The 20,679-nt window shown below is 36.6% G+C and carries 17 protein-coding genes; 5 read left to right on the plus strand and 12 right to left on the minus strand.

What is annotated here, in order from left to right; translation table 11 throughout:
* Nucleotides 1-135: 135 nt before the first annotated feature.
* The 3 genes from ACJ5H0_RS11270 to ACJ5H0_RS11280 all read right to left on the minus strand — a co-directional run bounded on the left by ACJ5H0_RS11270 (nt 136) and on the right by ACJ5H0_RS11280 (nt 6,669).
* The gene (locus ACJ5H0_RS11270) at nt 136-2,238 is read right to left on the minus strand and encodes a prolyl oligopeptidase family serine peptidase (RefSeq protein WP_411249631.1); all 2,103 of its coding nucleotides are present in this window, start codon (nt 2,236-2,238) and stop codon (nt 136-138) included.
* A 320-nt stretch (nt 2,239-2,558) separates the two neighbouring features.
* Entirely contained in the window at nt 2,559-3,644 is a 1,086-nt protein-coding gene (gene prfA, locus ACJ5H0_RS11275; RefSeq protein WP_172281336.1) for a peptide chain release factor 1, read from the minus strand.
* A gap of 187 nt (nt 3,645-3,831) precedes the next feature.
* Entirely contained in the window at nt 3,832-6,669 is a 2,838-nt protein-coding gene (locus tag ACJ5H0_RS11280) for an alpha-amylase family glycosyl hydrolase (protein ID WP_411249634.1), read from the minus strand.
* A 228-nt stretch (nt 6,670-6,897) separates the two neighbouring features.
* Between ACJ5H0_RS11280 and ACJ5H0_RS11285 the strand changes: the two genes are divergently transcribed.
* Nucleotides 6,898-7,923, plus strand: a complete 1,026-nt coding sequence (locus tag ACJ5H0_RS11285) for an alpha/beta fold hydrolase (RefSeq protein ID WP_411249636.1) — start codon at nt 6,898-6,900, stop codon at nt 7,921-7,923.
* A gap of 173 nt (nt 7,924-8,096) precedes the next feature.
* On the opposite strand, the gene ACJ5H0_RS11290 is transcribed toward ACJ5H0_RS11285, so the two are convergent.
* Nucleotides 8,097-10,157, minus strand: a complete 2,061-nt coding sequence (locus tag ACJ5H0_RS11290; RefSeq protein ID WP_411249639.1) for a T9SS type A sorting domain-containing protein — start codon at nt 10,155-10,157, stop codon at nt 8,097-8,099.
* Between the two features lie 150 nt (nt 10,158-10,307).
* Between ACJ5H0_RS11290 and ACJ5H0_RS11295 the strand changes: the two genes are divergently transcribed.
* The gene (locus ACJ5H0_RS11295; RefSeq protein ID WP_411249641.1) at nt 10,308-10,856 is read left to right on the plus strand and encodes a hypothetical protein; all 549 of its coding nucleotides are present in this window, start codon (nt 10,308-10,310) and stop codon (nt 10,854-10,856) included.
* The gene (locus tag ACJ5H0_RS11300) at nt 10,837-11,175 is read left to right on the plus strand and encodes a helix-turn-helix domain-containing protein (RefSeq protein ID WP_411249642.1); all 339 of its coding nucleotides are present in this window, start codon (nt 10,837-10,839) and stop codon (nt 11,173-11,175) included. The genes ACJ5H0_RS11295 and ACJ5H0_RS11300 overlap by 20 nt, the downstream gene beginning before the upstream one ends.
* Nucleotides 11,176-11,273: 98 nt before the next feature.
* Here the strand turns inward: ACJ5H0_RS11300 and ACJ5H0_RS11305 are convergent, their stop codons facing one another.
* Nucleotides 11,274-11,552, minus strand: coding sequence for a hypothetical protein (locus tag ACJ5H0_RS11305; RefSeq protein ID WP_172281344.1), 279 nt, complete (start codon nt 11,550-11,552; stop codon nt 11,274-11,276).
* A 95-nt stretch (nt 11,553-11,647) separates the two neighbouring features.
* Nucleotides 11,648-13,255, minus strand: coding sequence for a fumarate hydratase (locus ACJ5H0_RS11310; protein ID WP_172281346.1), 1,608 nt, complete (start codon nt 13,253-13,255; stop codon nt 11,648-11,650).
* A gap of 137 nt (nt 13,256-13,392) precedes the next feature.
* Here ACJ5H0_RS11310 and fumC point away from each other — a divergent pair, with 137 nt between their 5' ends.
* Together fumC and ACJ5H0_RS11320 are read left to right on the plus strand one after the other, a co-directional pair.
* The gene (fumC, locus tag ACJ5H0_RS11315) at nt 13,393-14,787 is read left to right on the plus strand and encodes a class II fumarate hydratase (RefSeq protein ID WP_411249643.1); all 1,395 of its coding nucleotides are present in this window, start codon (nt 13,393-13,395) and stop codon (nt 14,785-14,787) included.
* A 113-nt stretch (nt 14,788-14,900) separates the two neighbouring features.
* On the plus strand, nt 14,901-15,095 hold the full coding sequence (locus ACJ5H0_RS11320; RefSeq protein ID WP_172281350.1) for a hypothetical protein: 195 nt from the start codon (nt 14,901-14,903) through the stop codon (nt 15,093-15,095).
* A gap of 71 nt (nt 15,096-15,166) precedes the next feature.
* Here ACJ5H0_RS11320 and ACJ5H0_RS11325 read toward each other — a convergent pair whose 3' ends face one another.
* From ACJ5H0_RS11325 to ACJ5H0_RS11350, 6 genes are all read right to left on the minus strand, one after another.
* The gene (locus ACJ5H0_RS11325) at nt 15,167-16,204 is read right to left on the minus strand and encodes an outer membrane beta-barrel protein (protein ID WP_172281352.1); all 1,038 of its coding nucleotides are present in this window, start codon (nt 16,202-16,204) and stop codon (nt 15,167-15,169) included.
* Between the two features lie 30 nt (nt 16,205-16,234).
* Complete coding sequence (locus ACJ5H0_RS11330) at nt 16,235-16,849, minus strand: hypothetical protein (protein WP_273650098.1); 615 nt, start codon at nt 16,847-16,849, stop codon at nt 16,235-16,237.
* A complete protein-coding gene (locus ACJ5H0_RS11335) occupies nt 16,836-17,291 on the minus strand; it encodes an RNA polymerase sigma factor (protein WP_411250339.1) in 456 nt (151 codons plus the stop codon). The genes ACJ5H0_RS11330 and ACJ5H0_RS11335 overlap by 14 nt, the downstream gene beginning before the upstream one ends.
* 211 nt (nt 17,292-17,502) lie before the next feature.
* Nucleotides 17,503-18,438, minus strand: coding sequence for a Dyp-type peroxidase (locus tag ACJ5H0_RS11340; RefSeq protein WP_411249644.1), 936 nt, complete (start codon nt 18,436-18,438; stop codon nt 17,503-17,505).
* A 24-nt stretch (nt 18,439-18,462) separates the two neighbouring features.
* Nucleotides 18,463-19,170: an ABC transporter ATP-binding protein gene (locus ACJ5H0_RS11345; RefSeq protein ID WP_273650103.1), complete on the minus strand. Its 708-nt coding sequence runs from the start codon at nt 19,168-19,170 to the stop codon at nt 18,463-18,465.
* A 4-nt stretch (nt 19,171-19,174) separates the two neighbouring features.
* The gene (locus ACJ5H0_RS11350; protein WP_411249645.1) at nt 19,175-20,641 is read right to left on the minus strand and encodes a DUF5687 family protein; all 1,467 of its coding nucleotides are present in this window, start codon (nt 20,639-20,641) and stop codon (nt 19,175-19,177) included.
* Nucleotides 20,642-20,679: the final 38 nt, after the last annotated feature.

Genomic DNA, 20,679 nt, shown 5'->3' on the forward strand with positions numbered 1-20,679 from the left:
TACATTTGATATTAAAAAAATAAACCATAAATGCAAAAAAAATTAAATAATTACACATTTTTTCGCGCAAAAAAAACCGAAAGATTGATCTTTCGGTTTAACAATTTGTATATTTTATTAAAAAAAATTAATCAATTACAATTTAATTCCCATTTCAAACAAAGCAAAAGAAATTAAATCCGCATTTTCACCAATAACCTGTTCGGTCGATCTTCCGGCTCCATGTCCTGCATTTTTTTCAATTCTTAACAGGATTGGATTTTTACAGGCTTGTTTCTCCTGAAGTTCAGCACCGAATTTGAATGAATGCGCTGGAACAACCCTGTCATCATGATCACTTGTAATAATCATAGTCGACGGATAACAAGTTCCGGCCTTTACATTATGTACCGGTGAATAAGATTTTAGATAATCAAACATCTCTTTGTTATCTTCTGCTGTTCCATAGTCATAAGACCATCCGGCACCTGCCGTAAACTTATTATACCTCAACATGTCCAGAACACCTACTCCTGGAAATGCTACTCTAGCGAGATCAGGTCGCATGGTCATCGTAGCTCCAACCAGCAATCCTCCGTTTGACCTTCCAGAAAGCGCCATATACTCTTTCGAAGTATATTTTTTATTTTGCAGGTATTCTCCGGCAGCAATGAAATCCTCAAATACATTTTTCTTTTGCATTTTTGTTCCCGCATCATGCCATTTCTTACCATACTCCCCACCTCCACGGATATTCGGAACTGCATAAATTCCTCCATTCTCCATCCAGATCGCATTGACAACAGAGAATGATGGCTGTAAGCTGATATTAAAACCTCCGTAAGAATAAAGAATAGTAGGATTTTTACCGTCCAGCTTTACCCCTTTCTTGTAGTTGATCATCATAGGAATTTTCGTTCCATCTTTTGATGTATAAAATACCTGCTCAGATATGTAATCCTCAGGATTGAATTTTACCTTTGGTTTCTGGTAAACCTCTGATTTACCAGTATCAGCGTTAAACTTATAAGTTGTTCCCGGTGTAATATAGTTGGTAAAAGAAAAGTAAAGTTCTTTTTCATCTTCCTTTCCTCCGAAACCTGAAATATTTCCTTTTCCCGGAAGAACTATATCTCTTACAAGTTTACCCGTTTTATCATATTGCTTTACCTGATCAATGGCATCTACCATATATGTTGCAAAGAAATATCCTCCACCGGTAGAAATTCCCAATACATTTTCTGTCTGAGGAATGACATCGATCCAGTTTTCAGGAGAAGGGTTTTTAATGCTGGTTTTTACAAGACGCATATTTGGAGCGTCTTTATCCGTGAAAATAAACAGGTTATCTCCCTCCGTATCTACAATACCCGCACTAATGTCAAATCCTTTATTAATTTGTATGAAATCACCTCCATTTTTAAGATCCTTGATATATAATTCGTTCCCGCTTGTAGTATTAGCAGCTGATATGATAAGATATCTCTGATCTTCAGAAACATTTGCTCCGATATATCTCCTTGGTGTTTTATCCCCTCCGAAAATCAATTGATCAGAAGATTGTTTTGTTCCTAATTTGTGAAAGTATACTTTATGCTTATCGGTCATCCCTGAAAGAACGGTTCCCTCTTTAGGTTTATCGTAGCTGGAATAATAAAATCCTTCATCTCCTTGCCAGGAAATACCACTGAATTTAACATCCGTCAATGTATCATCGATTTGCTTCTTTGTGATAGCATCAATAATGATAATTTTATTCCAGTCACTTCCACCTTCAGAAATAGAATAAGCCGCTAAATTCCCTTTTTTATTAAATGAAAGCTGAGAAAGAGAAGTGGTTCCTTTTTCAGAAAACTTATTGGGGTCAAGGAATACTTCTGTAGTCTTCGTTTTATTATTTGTTCTGTATATCACGGATTGTGCCTGCAGCCCGTCATTTTTATTATAATAAGTAAAATCTCCTTCATTTGAAGGTGCAGAAATCTTTTCATAATTCCAGATATCCCTCAATTGATTTTTTACTTTTTCTCTAAAGGGTATTTTTGAAAGGTAATTCTGGCTGAAAGCAACTTCCTCATCCACCCATTTTTTAGTGGGCTGGGAGTCATTTTCCAAATCTCTGAAAGGATCCGCCACAGCAGTTCCGAAATAGGTATCAGTCTGATTACCTTTTAGGGCCTTAGGATAAGTCATTTTTTGTGAATAAAAAGATGCTGAAAATAAAACTCCAGCTGTTAATAAGATCGGTTTAAAATTCATTTCAAAGGATTTTATCAAAAATACATAATATCATCAAATAAAAAAAAACCTGTTATACAGGCTCAATATGATTAATATTTTACATTAAAACTTTCAAAATAAAATCGGTAAGGTTAGGGACAATCCGATCCGGGCTGTTTGTCAATTAAGACATCTCCCATTTGTTTCAAACCATACAATCTAATCGTTTGGAAAATACCGTTTTATAAAAATAATAGCTCTGTAAGCTTTCATAATATAGATTGGTGTTACGAATGAGACATTTAAAATAAAATAGCCTCTGAAAACAGAGGCTATTTTATTTATTTAATTTAAAAAATTTAATAATTATCTTCTTCTCCCTTCATTTTTTCTGCATTCTCAGCCATGATTACAGCATCAATCATTTCAGAGATATCCCCATTCATATAGGCATCCAGATTATACATCGATTTATTGATTCTATGATCTGTTACCCTACCCTGAGGATAATTATAGGTTTTAATTTTTGCTGAACGGTCTCCTGTAGATACCATCGTTTTTCTTTGTGCAGCGATATCTCCCTGAACTTCCTGCAGTTTGATGTCGTATAATTTTGCACGAAGCATTTCCATTGCTAATTCACGGTTAGCCAGCTGAGAACGTGCCTGTTGACATACCACCACAAGACCTGAAGGTTTGTGAGTCAACTGAACTTTTGTTTCAACCTTGTTTACGTTCTGACCCCCAGCTCCTCCGGAACGCGAAGTCTGCATTTCAATATCTGCAGGATTGATCTCCACATCTACTTCTTCAGCTTCAGGTAATACGGCAATAGTAATGGCCGAAGTATGTACTCTTCCCTGGGATTCAGTTTCAGGTACACGTTGTACACGGTGAACTCCGGATTCAAACTTCATGATTCCGTACACTCCTTCACCTTCCACTTTCATGATCAATTCCTTATAGCCTTTTGCAGCTTCATTAGAGTCTGTTACTTCATGTCTCCAACCTTTAGTTTTGAAATACATGGTATACATTCTGTAAATATCTTCCACAAAAATAGCTGCTTCATCACCCCCTGTTCCTGCACGCAATTCCACAATGATATTTTTATCATCTGCAGGATCCTTAGGAATCAGCAATACTTTCAATTCCTCTTCAAAAGCAGGAAGTTTTGCCTGAGCTTCTAATTTTTCTTCTTTAGCAAGATCTACCAGGTCTCTGTCTGAACCATCAGCAATAATTTCATCAGATTCTTCAATTGTATCTAATGCCGCTTTATATTGGTCGTACACTTTAACGATTTTTCCCAGATCGCTATATTCTTTGTTCAGAGAAGAATATCTTTTCTGATCAGAAATAACATCAGGCTGGATAATAAGGTCGGCAACCTCATTATATCGTTGTTTTATAGCTTCCAGTTTTGGAATTAATGACTTGGACATTATAGAAATTTTGTGGCTGCAAAGATATGAATTATTAATTCAATTTGAAACTCCTTTAGTTTCTGATTTATACCGTCTTTGGCCCCCTTATACATATTAACTTCTTTAAAGTACTAATTTGCACGATCAACAAAGTAAAAAAACTAAATAGTATACAATTGTACAAAAGAATCATTTAACATTCAAACTATTTAATGATGATCTTTTGTATCGCAATTCCCGACTCAGAATTCAGATGAACAAGATAAGTTCCTGCAGCATAATCCATTTTAAACTCATAAGTTCCACTCTCATTTTTGAGCGCGAATGATTCCAGCTTTTTACCTGTCATATCATACAATGCAATTACTCCATTCTTAGCCTTGTAATATTTTAGTTTTACTACTTTATTATGCACCGGATTCTCCATTACCTGAAGAGATAGTCTATTAGGTGCATTTTCATCCACAGTAGATAAATTGCCTGTATAATTCCCAAAAATCCTGAATTCTCCGGGTTGTAATACAATAGGAGCGGTAGTCGAGGTAATATTTGAAATAGTTTGATCCATTAAGTTCTGCCATTGACCTGTATATGGAAAATAAGGAATAACATTCTTCGTTGTTGTATTGTAATTCGCCAGAACTACTACATTTTTCATCCCGTTATTAAGAAGATTGTCATAAACAAATATCCTGGTTATCAATCCATCCGGATCATTAGAAAGGTTATTGGATTCTACTGTATAGGTTTTTGATTTAAACACGGGATATGTATTTCGAATGGTAATAATTTGCGCCCATGTATCATAGACCGCTTTTCTGTTTGGGTTGTTATCGTAACCTAATGTAAAGGCAATTGGCTTTTCGTCGGTTCTGCAACCATTATTAATGGTTCCGTCGGCACATCGGTTAATACTGAATTCATAACCAAGTTCTCCAAATTGCCAGATCATTTTCGGTCCCGGTATGGTAAAGAAGGTCGCTCCAAAAGCTTTCATCCTTTCAAGAGCCGTATCAAGATTTTTTACACTATAAGCACCGTTTATCGCGCCATATTCTAAATTTTTAAACATAAGTCTTTCTTCATCATGGCTTTCTCCATATCCTACAGCATTCATTTTGGTGAATCCGTGAAGCTGATGATTCATCCGGTCAAAATTGCTGTTTTCCTTATATCCCATTGTATTCTGGTTATAAGGCTCTGTTTGCTTATTCCAAAGCAGCACTCCTTTTCCTTCAGCAACTCTGTAGTTGGCCCATTGCTGTTCTTCTGCATCTGTTCCTAAATGTTCAAAAATCATATATGAATTAGGGTCAATTGCCCACTGTTTATCCGCATAGTACTTTAAAATATCTACCCTGTCCTGTTGATAAGCATTCGTGCATGTCTCATCATTTTCGGAACAATTTTGGGTAAATCCTTTGGTGAGATCCCAACGGAAACCATCAATTTTATATTCTGTCAACCATTGCTGCAAGGTCCGTTCAACATAATATCTCGTAGCTGAACTTGTGTGATTGAAGTCATTGAAAACATTGTAAGAATGTTTGGGAACCTGATTAAAATAGGGATTATTAGCTGCTACATCCCCATATCCATCCCCGTCAGGATCAATATTCCATAATCTTACGAGTGGAGACCTTCCCGTAGCATGGTTAAATGCCACATCTAAAATCACAGCAATCCCGTTTTGATGGCACAGATCTATAAATTCTTTAAATTTCTCCGGTGTCCCATAGGCTTTATCTAATGCATAATGAAAAGAGGTATTATATCCCCATGAAAGATTTCCTTCAAATTCCATAATAGGAAGAAGCTCAATTGCATTAATTTTTAAATTCTTCAAATAGGTAATCTTATTGATAAGAGATTGCCAGTTTTTTTCCTGTGTAAAATCTCTTAATAGCAACTCGTATACAATCAGATCTTCTTTATCTGGTCTCTGGAAATTGGTAACCTGCCAATTATAATTTGGCTGCCCTGTTTTAAACATAGAAACTTCAAAATTCTGTCCCGCAGGAAAGGGTGGCAAATTGGGATATGTGGATGACGGAATCCATTGGTCGTCGTAAGAAGACAAAATCTGCGGAGAAAAAGGATCTGCTACTTTTTTCAGGTCATTCGTTCTGTATTGAAAAGTATACAGCTGCTGCGGGGTAATCCCATCTAACTCAATCCAATATAAATCAGGGTTTGTAGTATCCCTTTTCATCAGGTAATTATCATTTACTGTCCAACTATTAAAACTTCCGATGACATGCACAAAGTTTTTATGGGGAGCATACAATGCTAAACCAACCTTTGTATTGTCGGTAGGATGATAATTAATACCTTGACGTATCCATGAAGGAATAGCCTGAGATATTACATTTCTTGGAATCTGTATTATGAATTTCGCATTTTTTGTCCCGGAATTATCTGTAGCAATGAGTTCCATATCAGCATCTGCAGATACCATATAGTTGTAAGAGTACGAAACAGAAGGAGTAGATGTTGAATTTACAACAACTCCATTAGCTTTTAATTGAAAATTAGCGGCGACGTTTGTTGTTGCTGATATAGAAACAGAACCTCCTGAAGGTACAGATGTCAAGCTATTTGGCAGCGGATTTGTCAGGGTGAGATTTAATACACCTACATTTACAAAAATATCCGGAGAAGTTTGATGGGTTCCCGCCTTGTCTTTTAATAGAAAACCAAATCTTCCGATTCCTGTTCTTCCAAAAAAAGTTGTTGGTGTAAAAGTCAGTGAATACGTATCTGTTGTTGCATTATAATTCAGTTTATTCTGATCATCAGAATTGTCCCAGCTCCCATTTGTAGGACAATTCTGACTATTCATATAGTTGGTATCCAGTGACCATGACCAAATATAAATCACGTGGTTACTAACGTTCCAGGCCGATTCATCAATCTGATCACCAGGAACTGTCAGTGTGATCTGATCTGTTTCGTTAAACTGTCCGGGAGTAATGGTATAGTTGATTTGTCCGAACACAAAAAAATTGATCAACAGCAATATAAAAAAGTAAAATTTCTTCATAAGGGTCTTTTTTCTATTTATATACTAAAATAGTTTAATTTCTTAAAAGCAATTTATTTTAAACAAAATAATACACAAAAATTACTAATTAATCATTCACAATTTAAAATGACCGCTTCACGATTAATAATGCCCGGTTGAAATAAGTAACAATGGTAAGGCTTTACGAATCGTCCTACTTTTGAATCAGAAATAAAAATCACTCCAAAAAATCAAAAATCTAAAGCTATGTTACAAAGATTCAAAATTCAAAATGTAATGGAAAAGCTGATTCTAAATGCCGTTTTTCTCATTCTTATTACAACGGGCTCGCTCCACGCACAGCAAACATCCGCTCATCCTCAGGATCAGGAAAGTTCGCTCGGAGTTTTAAAGCAGATTGATGCAGGTGTACTCAATATCGGGTATACTGAAGCCGGACCAGTCAATGGAACTCCTGTTATTCTTCTTCACGGATGGCCTTATGATATCCATAGTTACAATGAAGTAGTTCCGATTTTGTCACAAAAAGGATACAGAGTAATTACTCCTTATCTGAGAGGATTTGGAACGACCCGTTTTATCTCTCCAAATACAATGAGAAATGCCCAGCAATCTGCTGTTGCCCTGGATATCATTGCCTTGATGGATGCCCTTAAAATAAACAAAGCAGTAGTTGGAGGGTTCGACTGGGGAGCCCGGACAGCAGACATTATGGCTGCGTTATGGCCGGAACGAGTAAAAGCTCTTGTTTCTGTAAGCGGATATTTAGTCACAAATTTAGAAGCTAATAAAAATCCATTAACTCCGGAAGCTGAATATGGCTGGTGGTACCAATATTATTTTTCTACCGACAGAGGTGAAAAAGGATATGCTAAAAATGCATATGAATTCAATAAACTGATCTGGAAATCTGCTTCACCAAAATGGAATTTTGACACGGCAACCTTTGATCAGACAGCCGAATCCTTTAAAAATCCCGATCATACGGCAATTGTTATTCATAACTATCGTTGGAGGTTATCCCTGGCCAAAGGAGAGCCCAAATATGACAATCTTGAAAAACGTTTGGACAAACGCCCCGTTATTAATGTATCCACCATTACTATAGCAAGTGATTTTGATGGTCCCGCTGCAGATGGAAAAGCTTATGCCAAACAATTTACCGGTAAATATGTACATAAAATCCTCAATGGAATAGGCCATAATGTTCCGCAGGAAGCTCCGAAAGCTTTTGCTGAAGCTATTATTGAAGCAGATTCTATGGCAAATTAAATCAATCAAAAATTTAACCTAAAACAAAACCCGCAATGTACAATATAGTATACACTGCGGGTTTATTTAACTAAAAAATGAACTATCTTTTAAAATGTCATATATTGAATATGAATAAGTTTTGAAAACAAAGGTCTTTACCGATTACCTTCTAAATAATCAATAGTAAAGTATTAGTTTTTAATGATTTTTTTTGAAAAAGTTTGCCCGCTCTTTAACTTTACCTGAACCATATAAACTCCTTTAGCAATTCCTTGCATATTAATCTTGTTATTGAAAAACGGAATTTTGACAATTTGCCCTACTGCATTCATTACCTGCACATTTTCTATTGCTGAATCCACATCAATGTTAACAATTCCATTCGTTGGATTTGGATATACACTTATTGTATTAAGTCTGATTTCGGAAGTACTTAGCGCAGATACATCCTTGACACATCTTACCGATTGTCCTTGGCCTCTTGGTCCGCCTGCATTTGGATTTCCAATAGTATTCCCGATATAAAAGTATTTGGCTCCGAAGGCTGATGGGGTGGAACTCCAGTAATAGCCTCTTTGCCCAACAAAAGTAAAGTCAGCTGTTGAAGCTCCTTTGTATCCTCCCGCAGACAATTTTAAAGTACTGCTGTATGCGGTTGCAGGATTATTGATTACTTCAGCACTTTGCAATGCAGCCCAATCTGCCTGGCTCGGCATTTTCCAATCCAGGCTTATTGCTTTACAAGGATCATATCCGTTTCCTGAGTTTACCGCATTCATATTGTTTGCTGACCAGTGATCTGTTAATGAATTGGCATTCCACCAGGATCCGGTTACAAAAGAAGTAATTCCGGTTAACCCATCTGGAGAATTCGGCGTAGGAATGCCTACTGTTTGAGAATTTCTTTTCTGATGTCCATCATCCCATCTCCCCCACTGAAATAAGTCTCCGTAAGAATCTTCATCTGTCATTGAGGTAGCTACCTGAATGCTTCCCAGATTCTGCTGAAGCCATATTTTCCCATCCTTACCTCTAACAGTAGAATAAGAAACCTGACTTCCGTTATAGGTAAAAGAAACACATCCTGTATCTCCGGGATTATTTCCCGGATCTGCATTGGTACAGGTTTGAGATGAACCGGCAATTGAAATTCTTTTTACGCGTGTTCCATCCTGAGAATAAGCCAAAACCAGATATTTGTTCAATGTATCGATCGCGAGATCATTAAATGTAGCTCCTCCATCGGAAATAAAATCCCCTCCAAAAGCACCCCATAACTGAGTTACATTGTCCAATTTGTAAACCGTATTTCTTAAATGATTATCATTTTCCCATCGACTAACCGCTACATAAGGTTCACCGGAAGGTGTTACTGCAATTGCGGTATACTGAACAGCTCCTGATGAAAAATAAGCATTTCCAACCTGAACCCAGGAAGTTCCGTTAAACTTCTTAACATTTACTTTCCTTCCATTCGCAGCATTGGAAACATAAGCAACATACAAATTATTATTGCTATCAATTGCAATATCTGAATAATACTGTTCTCCTGATGAAGAAGCATCAACAACACTTCCACCAACCAATGTCCAATTATCGGAAGCTGTTGCCCCCGTTGAATTTTGATATACATTAACTCCGTTCGCTACACTACAAGTATATACCTTATTATCTGATCCTATTACCATTTCAGCAAATGCTGCTCCATTAGAAAAACCACTATTTCCAACCTGTTCCCAGGATCCGTTTACATAACGTTTAACAGTTCCGGATTCATCGTTACTATATGTAAATAAAACATTGGAGGATGATACTGCCGAAGCATGATAATTTACTGAATTCGATGTAACATTGGGTAATTGTGCCCATGCAAGACCAGTATACTGACGTACTTCCAGACCGGAACCCGGGTAACCGATCTGATTGGTATAATAGGGATTTCCTGAACTGTCAAGTGTCAGTGAATTGTAAAGGGCTGATCCGTTTGTTATCCCTGCACTTCCGCCTACGTAAGACCAACCGGTTCCGTCAAATTTCTGAACCGAGCCTTTCCCAACAGACACATCATAATATGATAAATAATAGTTCCCTGAATGATCTATAGCCAGATTATTATTACTACTCCCTCCCGTAGAAACAATTGTGCTCAAACCTACATTTTCCCACTGCTGAGCATATAGGATACTTCCACCAATGAACAACCCCAGTCCCAGCACCAATTTTCGCATTGTAAAATATAAAATTTTCAACATAATGAATATTATTTTTAATTATTCTAAATTTAAATTTAACTTTGCGCAAAAGTACTCTACTCAGGTAATCTGAAGTTATCATTTTCAAACTTTTTGTTATCGGGTGTTTAACTAAATATCAATCGTACCATATCGTAAGGAGATTGCCACATGAAGGAACAATCTAAAAAAGGATTATTATTCAGATCCGCAGACTTTAAAATAATACAGGAAGAAGTTTGCCCCGAACAATCCTCGAAATCAATTATGACTGAGGGTCAAAATACCTTCAATCTTCTCTTTTTACTTAGTCAAGGCATCTATCTGGAGGCCCAGGATTGTAGAACAAGGTTTTTATTCAAAAAAAATCAATATATATTACATTATTCCTCCCAGGAAAATACCTCATTACTCTGGACAGAAAATCCCGAAAAACTAAAATATCTCCAAATTCAGGTTACTTATCAGTATATGGAAAAACTGATTCAACCTGAATCTGACCACGAAAGCGCAGATATCTTAAAAAAAATGGTGAATAATAATTATATATTTCTTCATAAGGAAACTCCACCACTTATGACAGTGGAAATGCATATGATCGTCAAGGAAATATTAAGCAATCCCAAAAAAGGAATTACGCAAAAATTACTGATCGAAGCTAAAATAATCAAACTCCTGATTTTAATGATTGAACAGTTTGTTGAAAAAAAAAACAAATGAAATCTCTCCTAAAACCGCATCAGCCATTAAAAGATTTGTGGATGAAAACTTCCATAAAAATATCAGGGTAGAAGAAATCGGCAAGATTATAGGAATTAATCAGAATAGCATTCGAAAAGCCTTCAAGTCCCAGTATAATATGACCATAACAGATTATATCTCAGGCCTCAGAATGCTTAAGGCAAAAAAAATGATCATCAACAAGGAGATCATGATCAAGGAAATATCTATAGAATGTGGATATGAATATGTACAAAACTTTACAAGGGCCTTCAAAAAGAAATTCGGACTTTCTCCGGAGAAATTGAGAAACCAGTAAATAAAAAAACCACCTAATCAGATTAAGTGGTTTTGTATATGTTGTTTTGCTTTGATATCACTTTCCCGGAATTAAGGCGGAAAAGCAATGACAATCAATTAATGATGTCCGTGACTATCGTGTAAGAAAGGACCGTTACCTTTAGGCTCGCTGAAGATTACCTCTACTCCTTCCTGCTCATATACTTTTTTTCTTCTGATATCTTCCGGATCGAAAGGCTTTACTTTACCGAAGTATTCCATCAAACCTTCGCTTAACCACATTGGGATTACTAATCCAAAAAACATAAAGATACACCAGAATCCTACCAGGAACATTGTTACAAAATAGATGGTCCAAAGGAACTGATAAAACGGCCAAAATGCTGATAACATCATTTTTCTTATAGATTTTAGGCAAAAATAGAACTTTTTTCCTTTTTACACAAAAGATACAGGCTCTATTTTTATTATTTATTTTGATTTTAAACTAATTAATGCGCAAGATCTGCAAAGAAATCATTCCCTTTATCATCTGTAATGATAAACGCCGGGAAGTCTTTGATCTCTATTTTTCTTACTGCTTCCATTCCTAATTCCGGGAAATCAACTACATCTACCGAAAGAATATTGTCTTTGGCAAGGATAGCCGCAGGACCTCCGATAGAACCGAGATAGAAACCTCCGTACTTTTTACAAGCATCTGTTACATCCTTGCTGCGGTTTCCTTTGGCCAGCATAATCATGCTTCCTCCGTTTTTTTGGAATTCATCTACATATACATCCATTCTTCCGGCTGTTGTTGGGCCAAAACTTCCGGAAGGCATCCCTTCTGGGGTCTTTGCCGGTCCTGCATAATATATAGGATGATTTTTAAAATATTCAGGCATCGGTTTTCCACTGTCGATCAATTCTTTAATTTTCGCATGGGCAATATCTCTTGCCACAATTAAAGTTCCGTTTAGCTTTAATCTGGTTTTGATCGGGTATTTGGAAAGCTCAGCCAGAATTTCCGGCATTGGCTTATTCAGATCGATTTCAACGGCCTCTTCCAGGTGGGGCGCTGTTTCAGGCAAAAATCTTTTAGGATTTTCTTCCAGTTGTTCAAGGAAGATACCCTCTTTGGTAATTTTACCTTTAATGTTTCTGTCTGCTGAACATGAAACTCCCATTCCTACAGGACAAGAAGCTGCGTGACGAGGAAGTCTGATCACCCTTACATCATGTGTTAGGTATTTTCCTCCAAACTGAGCCCCAATTGCACTTTCCTGACAAATCTTCTGAACTTTAGCTTCCCATTCAAGATCTCTGAATGCCTGTCCGCCTTCATTTCCGGAAGTAGGAAGATTATCGTAATATTTAGCTGAAGCTTTTTTCACTGCTGCCAGGTTAGCTTCCGCAGATGTTCCTCCAATGACCAAAGCAAGGTGGTATGGTGGACATGCAGCGGTTCCAAGATCTGAAATTCTCTCCTTAATAAACTCTTCAAGAGATTTTTCATTAAGTAAGGATTTGGTCTTTTGATATAAGAAGGTCTTATTTGCTGAACCACCCCCTTTTGTTAAAAATAAAAACTCATAAGAGTTTCCCTTTTTGGTATATAAATCGATTTGAGCAGGTAAATTTGACCCCGAATTCTTCTCGTCAAACATATTCAAAGGAATGATTTGTGAATATCTCAGATTTCTCTTCTGATATGTATTATATATTCCTTTACTTAAATACTCCCCGTCATCTACTCCTGTATACACATTTTCTCCTTTTTTCCCCATTACAATAGCAGTTCCGGTATCCTGGCAGGAAGGAAGGGCTCCTTCTACGGCAACGGCAGCATTTTGTAATAAGTTGTAGGCCACAAAACGATCGTTATCAGTAGCTTCAGGATCATCAATAATTCTTCTAAGGCTTTCAAGATGAGAAGAACGAAGCATAAAAGAAACATCAGCCATTGCCTCTTCAGCCAATAACTCCAATCCTTTAGGATCCACTGTTAAAATCTCTCTTTCCCCAAGTTGTTCTACTTTCACATAGTCTGATGTAAGCTTCTTGTAAACCGTATCATCTTTCTGAATCGGATACGGATCCTGATATCTAAATTCCATTCAATTTTTTCTTTATGCAAAAATAAAACATACTTAAAAAAACATGAGTAAAATCACCAATAACCTTCCATATTTATAACCATTATAAATTGTGAATTTTATAGTTTATCTTTAACTTTATAAAAATTTCAACCACAATGAATTACAGAATAGAAAAAGACACCATGGGTGAAGTGCAGGTACCTGCTGATAAATTCTGGGGAGCACAAACCGAGCGATCCAGAAACAATTTCAAGATCGGACCAGAAGGTTCAATGCCTCATGAAATTATTGAAGCTTTTGCTTATCTGAAAAAGGCAGCCGCTTATGCCAACACCGATCTGGGAGTTCTTCCTGCTGAAAAGAGAGATATGATCGCAAAGGTTTGTGATGAGATTCTGGAAGGAAAGCTCAATGATCAGTTTCCATTGGTTATCTGGCAAACAGGCTCCGGAACACAATCGAATATGAATATCAATGAAGTAGTATCAAATAGGGCTCATGTTAATAATGGCGGAACACTTGGTGATAAATCTGAAATTCATCCGAATGACGATGTGAATAAGTCTCAATCTTCCAATGATACCTATCCTACCGCAATGCATATTGCTGCCTATAAAAAAGTAGTTGAAGTAACCATTCCTGCGGTTGAAAAACTAAAAAATACGTTAGCCGAAAAAGCTAAAGCTTTTAAAGATGTCGTAAAAATCGGAAGAACCCATTTAATGGACGCTACTCCTCTTACTCTTGGACAGGAATTCTCAGGCTATGTCGCTCAACTGGAATTCGGTCTCAGAGCATTACGAAATACACTTCCGCATCTTTCTGAATTAGCTTTAGGAGGAACTGCAGTAGGAACAGGCCTTAACACACCAAAAGGTTATGATGTAGCTGTGGCGGGATATATTGCAAAGTTTACCAATCATCCTTTTATAACTGCGGAAAACAAATTCGAGGCACTTGCTGCCCATGATGCCATCGTGGAATCCCATGGAGCCCTAAAACAATTGGCCGTATCCTTATTTAAGATCGCCCAGGATGTAAGATTATTAGCTTCGGGACCGCGTTCCGGGATTGGGGAAATTCATATTCCTGAAAACGAACCAGGATCATCTATCATGCCCGGAAAGGTAAACCCTACCCAAAATGAAGCTTTAACTATGGTTTGTGCGCAGGTTTTAGGAAATGACACTACCATCTCTTTCGCCGGGACCCAGGGAAATTACGAACTGAATGTTTTCAAGCCTGTTATGGCGTATAATTTTCTTCAGTCAGCTCAGTTAATTGCTGATGCATGCATTTCATTTAACGACCACTGCGCCGTTGGAATTGAACCTAATTATGAGAGAATTAAAGAGCTTGTTGATAAATCTTTAATGTTGGTAACTGCTTTAAATACCCATATTGGTTATGAAAATGCAGCTAAAATTGCAAAAACAGCCCATAAAAACGGAACAACATTAAAAGAAGAAGCCGTTAATCTAGGACTTTTAACCGCTGAACAATTTGATGAGTGGGTAAAACCGGAAGACATGGTCGGAAGCTTAAAGTAACAAACAGAAAAGCCTTGGAGAAATCTAAGGCTTTTGTTTTAATCATTTTAAGCACTGATCTTTTGATCATTTTTTCATAAATTAGTGATAAATAAATATTTAAACTAATTACTATGAAAAATCTTGCAAAGCTTAACAGAGAAAATTTAAAGAAAATAGTTGGTGGACATACTTGTCCGAGTGGAACCCGTCACATCATTTACAACGGATATCATGGCTGCTGCTTATCCGCACCCTCAGGAAATCCATGTACTTCTGGAATGTGCTTTGTAGAGGCAGATATGTGTTCGGAAGAACCGCCAATGTAATTTCATAAACAAGGCCGGAAAATGATTTTCCGGCCTTTGTTCAATAGATTTATATGAATATATGTGTTTTCTTACCACCAAAGGGCTACTCCAAAAATCAGTGCTTTATCGTTTTTAAAAGTATCATCTTTAAAGAAATTGCTGAAATCCTTCTTTACAAAAATACTGAAATCGTTATAGGAAAGTGTAACCTGACCACCATATACAAAAGGATTGACCTGGTAATTCGCACGGTCTCTTGAGTCGAATCCGTCTCCTTTGAAGATATTATTACTCGACATTTTTATCCCTCCATACACATTAGCTCCAACCTTGAATCCCTTATTATAGTCTCTGTACTGAATATCCATTCCTGCGCTTTTAAGTTTTGAAAAATTATACTGCAAACCCAGAGGAATCATGATATAGCCCGTTCTCAACTTACTTTTATCTATACTTCCCTGATATTTCTGCAAATGGACATTCGAATTGGCATCCTTTGCAAAAATCATATTATCATCCAAACGCAGTGTTCTCCAGGAAAATCCAACACCGGAAATAAGACCCCATGGACTGGTTCTGCTAAATTGATAGTTAAATTTAAAGCCGAATTCCAGATTATTGGAATATCCCATATGCTTATCGAGGTCATTATCGGACAAATTATTTGTAAGCGTCATTACTCCATAAGAGAAATAACCATCCAAACTTCTTGTCGGCCTGAACTTCTTCAAAAGCTTCGCCCTTAGTTCTTCCTTGGAAGTAACATCAGTATTGAGAAGTGAATACCTCACCTGTTTCTGAATCACCATATCGAGGTCAAAACCCAAATCCCGTATCCTTTGGTCAATTTTTTCTGAAAAGCGATCTGCAATGTCTGCTTTCTGCTTATTAAACTCATTCTTTTCGAGTCCTTTGCTCTGAAGATCTAAAAGCTCAGCTTCCATAAGTTTTTTCTCCTCCTGAATAATTGTATTAATCTCTGTAGCATATTCTTCTACTTTTTCCTTGACCATAGGACTCACATCGGATTCTTCTTTTGAAGGAAGATTAAACGTAGGCTTTTTCTGTGCATATGCTGTGGCAGAAAAAAGGCACACGAATCCTATCAGGATAAATTTCTTGATCATAGTATTATTATTTTTTTATCGTTAAAATTATTATTTGCCGTTCAGATCGATAGTCGCAACATTACTTTTGCCTTTGGTCTTTTCAATGGCATCTTTATGTTCAACCGAAAAAAGCAATGTTGAGGGGTCAACATATCTTTTCCTGCCAGCCGGTACCTTTGCAGAATCCGTCTGTGCAATAATTTTGGCAGGAGGTGTTTCTATAATAACAGGTACTAACTCAGAAGTGTTTTCTTTAATGACCGGTAATTTTTTGTTATCTCTGGATACAACTGCCTCAGGGGCCCCTAAATTCTCAGATGGTTCAGTATTCTTTGTCTCATCCTTCTTTTTTACATCCTGTAGCACCATTGCCGGAGATTCTTTTACCACTTCTCTTATCACTTTCTTTGCACCGGAAGGTATTTTTCTTTCTGTAATCTGAACTTCTGAAGGCTTTTGTTTATTGTAAAATACCAGAACAGAGCCTAAACTGAAAAGCAGGATAAGACACGCTGCAACCAATAACCAGTTAAGTTTTGATTTTGGACGATTATTCTGTGTGTGATTCTGAATTTCAGACCACAAATCTCTGGAAGGATTTATTTCCCTTTCTTCAATTTGTTTTCTGATCTGATTTTCAAAATTATTTTTAATAGTGTTCATTTTTTAGTGTTTTTTGTTGTTGAAAGTAAATTTTTCTTAATCTCTCTTTTGCTCTGAATAATTGCGTCTTGCTCATGGCTACGGAGATCTGTAGTGTATCGGCAATCTCCTGATGAGAGTATCCTTCCAAAACATAAAGGTTAAAAACCATTTTATATGCATCCGGCAACTGATCCAAGAGCTCCTGGGCATTAAAATCAAATACTAGCTCCTCTTCATTGCTTTCATCCATGAAAGGTTGGTTGATTTCATCGAGGTAAAAAACGGTTTTACGGCTTTTGATAAAGTTTAAACATTCATTAACAACAATTCTTCTTGCCCATCCCTCAAGGTTACCATCTCCTCTGAAACTTTCAATATGTTGAAAAATCTTACAAAATGCTCTGATAAGGCAATCTTCTGCCTGATACAGATCACTGACGTAGCTTTTACTTACACTCAGAAATTTTTTTTACATTTTGATCATAAAAGAATTTCTGGGCAGCCGCATCCTGTTTTTTCAGGCGGCTAAGCAAATCCTCTTTTTTATTTCCAAACAAAAGTTTCATTTAAGATTAGTTTCTACTTTAAAGACAACAGGATTTCAAAAAGGTTACACAAAAAAATATTTTTTTTATTTTAATCGATAAATATTATAACAGTTGATCCGTATTTTATCCCGAAAAGTCGTCCAGCATATCTCGGGTCGGAGCAAAGAATAATGTCCCTGTTTTAGCGGTGCTAAAATCTAAAATCCTGTCATAATTCCCTGCCGGATCGCCAATAAACATGTTGGTAAGCATTTTTTTCACTGTTGTAAAGGTGCTTGCATATGCGATAAAATAAGTTCCGAATTCATTGGTTGATGGATTCCCAAATGGCATGTTATCTCTAACGATTTTTAATTCTTCACCATTTTCACCTTCAATATTGGCTAAAGCAATGTGGGAATTAGATGGTTTTACGGAATCAGACATCTCAATGTCATTTTCCTTTGACCTTCCGATCACTTTTTCCTGTTCGTCAGTCGAAAGTCCTTTCCATGCATCCATATTGTGAAGGTACTTCTGAACAAAAAGATAGCTTCCCCCTTTATAGGTTAAATCTTCGTCTCCTACTTTTGCAAAATAATCACGGTCTTCTCCGTGCGGATTTTCGGTTCCATCTACAAATCCTAAAATTGACCTGGCATCCCAATATTTAAATCCATGAATTTCCAATATACTTTCAGCAACGGAGCTTAATAATTTTGATATCTCAATGGCCATATCAAAGCAAATACTTTTATTGTCTGCCCTTAAGTGAAAATGCAGGTCGCCGGGAGTAGCAACAGCAGTATGCTTTACCCCTTTTATTTCTTCGAAATTGGCTAATTCTTTAGGAAGTGGTGTTGGGAGATCCAGTTTTTTCCATGCTTCATATCCAATCGCCATAATACAGCTTGCTCTGCTATCCGGAAATCTGTTGAAAACAGAATTGTTAAGATTTAAAACCAAAGCGCATAGTTGCTGAAATATTTTTTTCAATTGAGGACCCTCTTGTAGCTTCCACACCATAAAAATAGTGTTACTGTTAGGATAATCAGTAACGTTCTGAGACTCTTGATTCATTTGTATTTTATTTTAAAATTAAAATTATAGGGAAACCTGATCCGCAAAGTACTGCTCAAGATCACGCAGCGTCTCCGGATTAGTCTGAATGTCTTTAACCATCTTTCCTTTATTAACCACCACAATCCTGTTGCACACTTCGGTTGTATGCGATAAATCGTGACTGGATATCAAAAAAGTAACTCCTTCTTGCTTGGAGAGTTCTTTGATCAGGTTTTTAAGCTTTATTTGGGTTGAAGGATCCAGGTTGGCAAATGGTTCATCCAAAATAATGATCTCCGGACTTCCGATAATCGCTCCCACGATTCCCACTTTTTTCTGATTACCCTTTGACAGATCCCGGACATATTTACCGGAGTTAAGGATTTCTCCATTAAACAAATCATAAAACGGTTTTAAAAACTCATCTACAGAGGCTTTGTTCTGCCCGCGCAGTTCACCGATAAAATAGAAATACTCTTCGGGTGTCAGATAGCCAATTAAAAACGTATCATCTACAAACGCAGAAACTTTACTTTTCCATGCTTCGGATTCGTTTACTTTGATACCATCAATGCTCACAAAGCCTGTTGTCGGCTGAATAAGATCCAGCATCAGACTGAAGAGTGTCGTTTTCCCTGCACCATTATTTCCAACCAGCCCAAAAGTTTCTCCCTGAGGGATTTCAAGGTTTTCAATGTTTAGAACAGTAGCTGTACCGTATGTTTTGGATAAATTATGTATTGTGATCATTCTGTTAATCTTTATTTTTAAATGCCTCTAGTGTACTGTATTTTTCTCTTTTATAGTGCCTCACAATGATATCGAAGATTTTTTCTCTGAACAAGAAGCCAATCACGCCTAAAACTGCAATGCTGATTACGCCTCCTGTAATCCCGAAAGAATATTTAGAGATAGCAAAAACAGCCATGGGCAACAACATTTTAGGTATCAGCAATAACATTGCTTTTAAATTAAAACTATTTTTTTGGCCGATTCTTTTTTCCTTTGAATTAAGATCGATCTGCGTTTTATTAAACGCTCCTGACCATAATGTAAACTGTGAGTTAACTCCCATATTATATAAGCCCGCCGCTAAAAAGGTGATATATATTTCCCATCCGAAATAAACATAAAATACTGCAAGCACCATTGACAGAGAGGTTATAATATTCATGAGCCACCATTTGGCTTTGAGATATTCTTTATAGGGCACATTTAAGGTCATCATCAACGGATAATAAGAACTGTCGAATGCAGGAACTCTCTGTCCAAATAAAAACTGAAAGCCACCTGTTACAAACAATCCCATGAACATCATCATAGCCGGAGTCTTATATACCGGAGAGACCAGCATCAGAAGACCATAAAAAACAAAAAAGAAACTTCCCAATAAAATACCTTTTGTTACCTTATTTCGTCTGAGCATTTTTACGTCATTATTGATAAAAGTTCCTAATGCGCCATACTTATTCAAAAAGGCGATATTTTCTGTTTTACCGATCGTTTTTTTAGCTTCAAGTCCCTGATCAAGATAAAATTCTCTACGGATATGATTAAAGCATAACCACCACAATCCTAAAAATAAAACAAAAGCGATTACTGCATAATACGGTTTTTCATAAAAGCTATAAAACACCGTTTCTGAATAAGATAAAACAGGAATAATCTGGTAATAGTTCAACAAAGCAAAAGCTCCAAAAACAATCGCTACTGCAATGGCAATCTTTTCTTTATCGTTGAAAAATATATTAATAAAATTATTTAGGTAAAAAAGAGAAGAGACCCCTATGAACCACCCAAAAATTTCTAAAAACCCGTAACCATTGAATAAAGCGATCAAAGAAAAGGTAATCAGGAAAAGAGAATTAAACCAGCTGAATGCAGACAGAAATGTCTTAACCAGCATATAATTAACCAATGTTTTCTTTGAAATATTCAGGGTAAGAAAGGGCTTGATGTTCTGAGTAGGCATTTCCTGCCAGATGTATTTGGCAGCAAGGTCGATAATCCATCCTATAATTAAAAATCTTGAAACTATTTTTAAGGGATCCTGATGAAGCTCTTCCTGTACATAAAAGAAAGCTGCAAATGCTCCACCTGCTAAACATGCCATAAAATAAAGAATCCCCATAAAACGAAGGACCTTCATTGCCATGTTAATCCCAACGGAAGTACCACGAAAAAAACTCTTGATTTCTAACCTGAGGAATTTTAAAAACATAACCTTTTTTTTACATTAGTAAATATAATGTAAAAAAT

The organism is Chryseobacterium proteolyticum, assembly GCF_046591535.1.
GTDB classification, from domain to species: Bacteria; Bacteroidota; Bacteroidia; order Flavobacteriales; family Weeksellaceae; genus Chryseobacterium; species Chryseobacterium proteolyticum.

Bases quoted from the DNA above. Each gene is read 5' to 3' on its own strand.
- ACJ5H0_RS11270 (WP_411249631.1), bottom strand. From the start codon at position 2,238: ATGAATTTTAAACCGATCTTATTAACAGCTGGAGTTTTATTTTCAGCA.
- prfA (WP_172281336.1), bottom strand. From the start codon at position 3,644: ATGTCCAAGTCATTAATTCCAAAACTGGAAGCTATAAAACAACGATAT.
- ACJ5H0_RS11280 (WP_411249634.1), bottom strand. From the start codon at position 6,669: ATGAAGAAATTTTACTTTTTTATATTGCTGTTGATCAATTTTTTTGTG.
- ACJ5H0_RS11285 (WP_411249636.1), top strand. From the start codon at position 6,898: ATGTTACAAAGATTCAAAATTCAAAATGTAATGGAAAAGCTGATTCTA.
- ACJ5H0_RS11290 (WP_411249639.1), bottom strand. From the start codon at position 10,157: ATGTTGAAAATTTTATATTTTACAATGCGAAAATTGGTGCTGGGACTG.
- ACJ5H0_RS11295 (WP_411249641.1), top strand. From the start codon at position 10,308: ATGAAGGAACAATCTAAAAAAGGATTATTATTCAGATCCGCAGACTTT.
- ACJ5H0_RS11305 (WP_172281344.1), bottom strand. From the start codon at position 11,552: ATGATGTTATCAGCATTTTGGCCGTTTTATCAGTTCCTTTGGACCATC.
- ACJ5H0_RS11310 (WP_172281346.1), bottom strand. From the start codon at position 13,255: ATGGAATTTAGATATCAGGATCCGTATCCGATTCAGAAAGATGATACG.
- fumC (WP_411249643.1), top strand. From the start codon at position 13,393: ATGAATTACAGAATAGAAAAAGACACCATGGGTGAAGTGCAGGTACCT.
- ACJ5H0_RS11320 (WP_172281350.1), top strand. From the start codon at position 14,901: ATGAAAAATCTTGCAAAGCTTAACAGAGAAAATTTAAAGAAAATAGTT.
- ACJ5H0_RS11325 (WP_172281352.1), bottom strand. From the start codon at position 16,204: ATGATCAAGAAATTTATCCTGATAGGATTCGTGTGCCTTTTTTCTGCC.
- ACJ5H0_RS11330 (WP_273650098.1), bottom strand. From the start codon at position 16,849: ATGAACACTATTAAAAATAATTTTGAAAATCAGATCAGAAAACAAATT.
- ACJ5H0_RS11340 (WP_411249644.1), bottom strand. From the start codon at position 18,438: ATGAATCAAGAGTCTCAGAACGTTACTGATTATCCTAACAGTAACACT.
- ACJ5H0_RS11345 (WP_273650103.1), bottom strand. From the start codon at position 19,170: ATGATCACAATACATAATTTATCCAAAACATACGGTACAGCTACTGTT.
- ACJ5H0_RS11350 (WP_411249645.1), bottom strand. From the start codon at position 20,641: ATGTTTTTAAAATTCCTCAGGTTAGAAATCAAGAGTTTTTTTCGTGGT.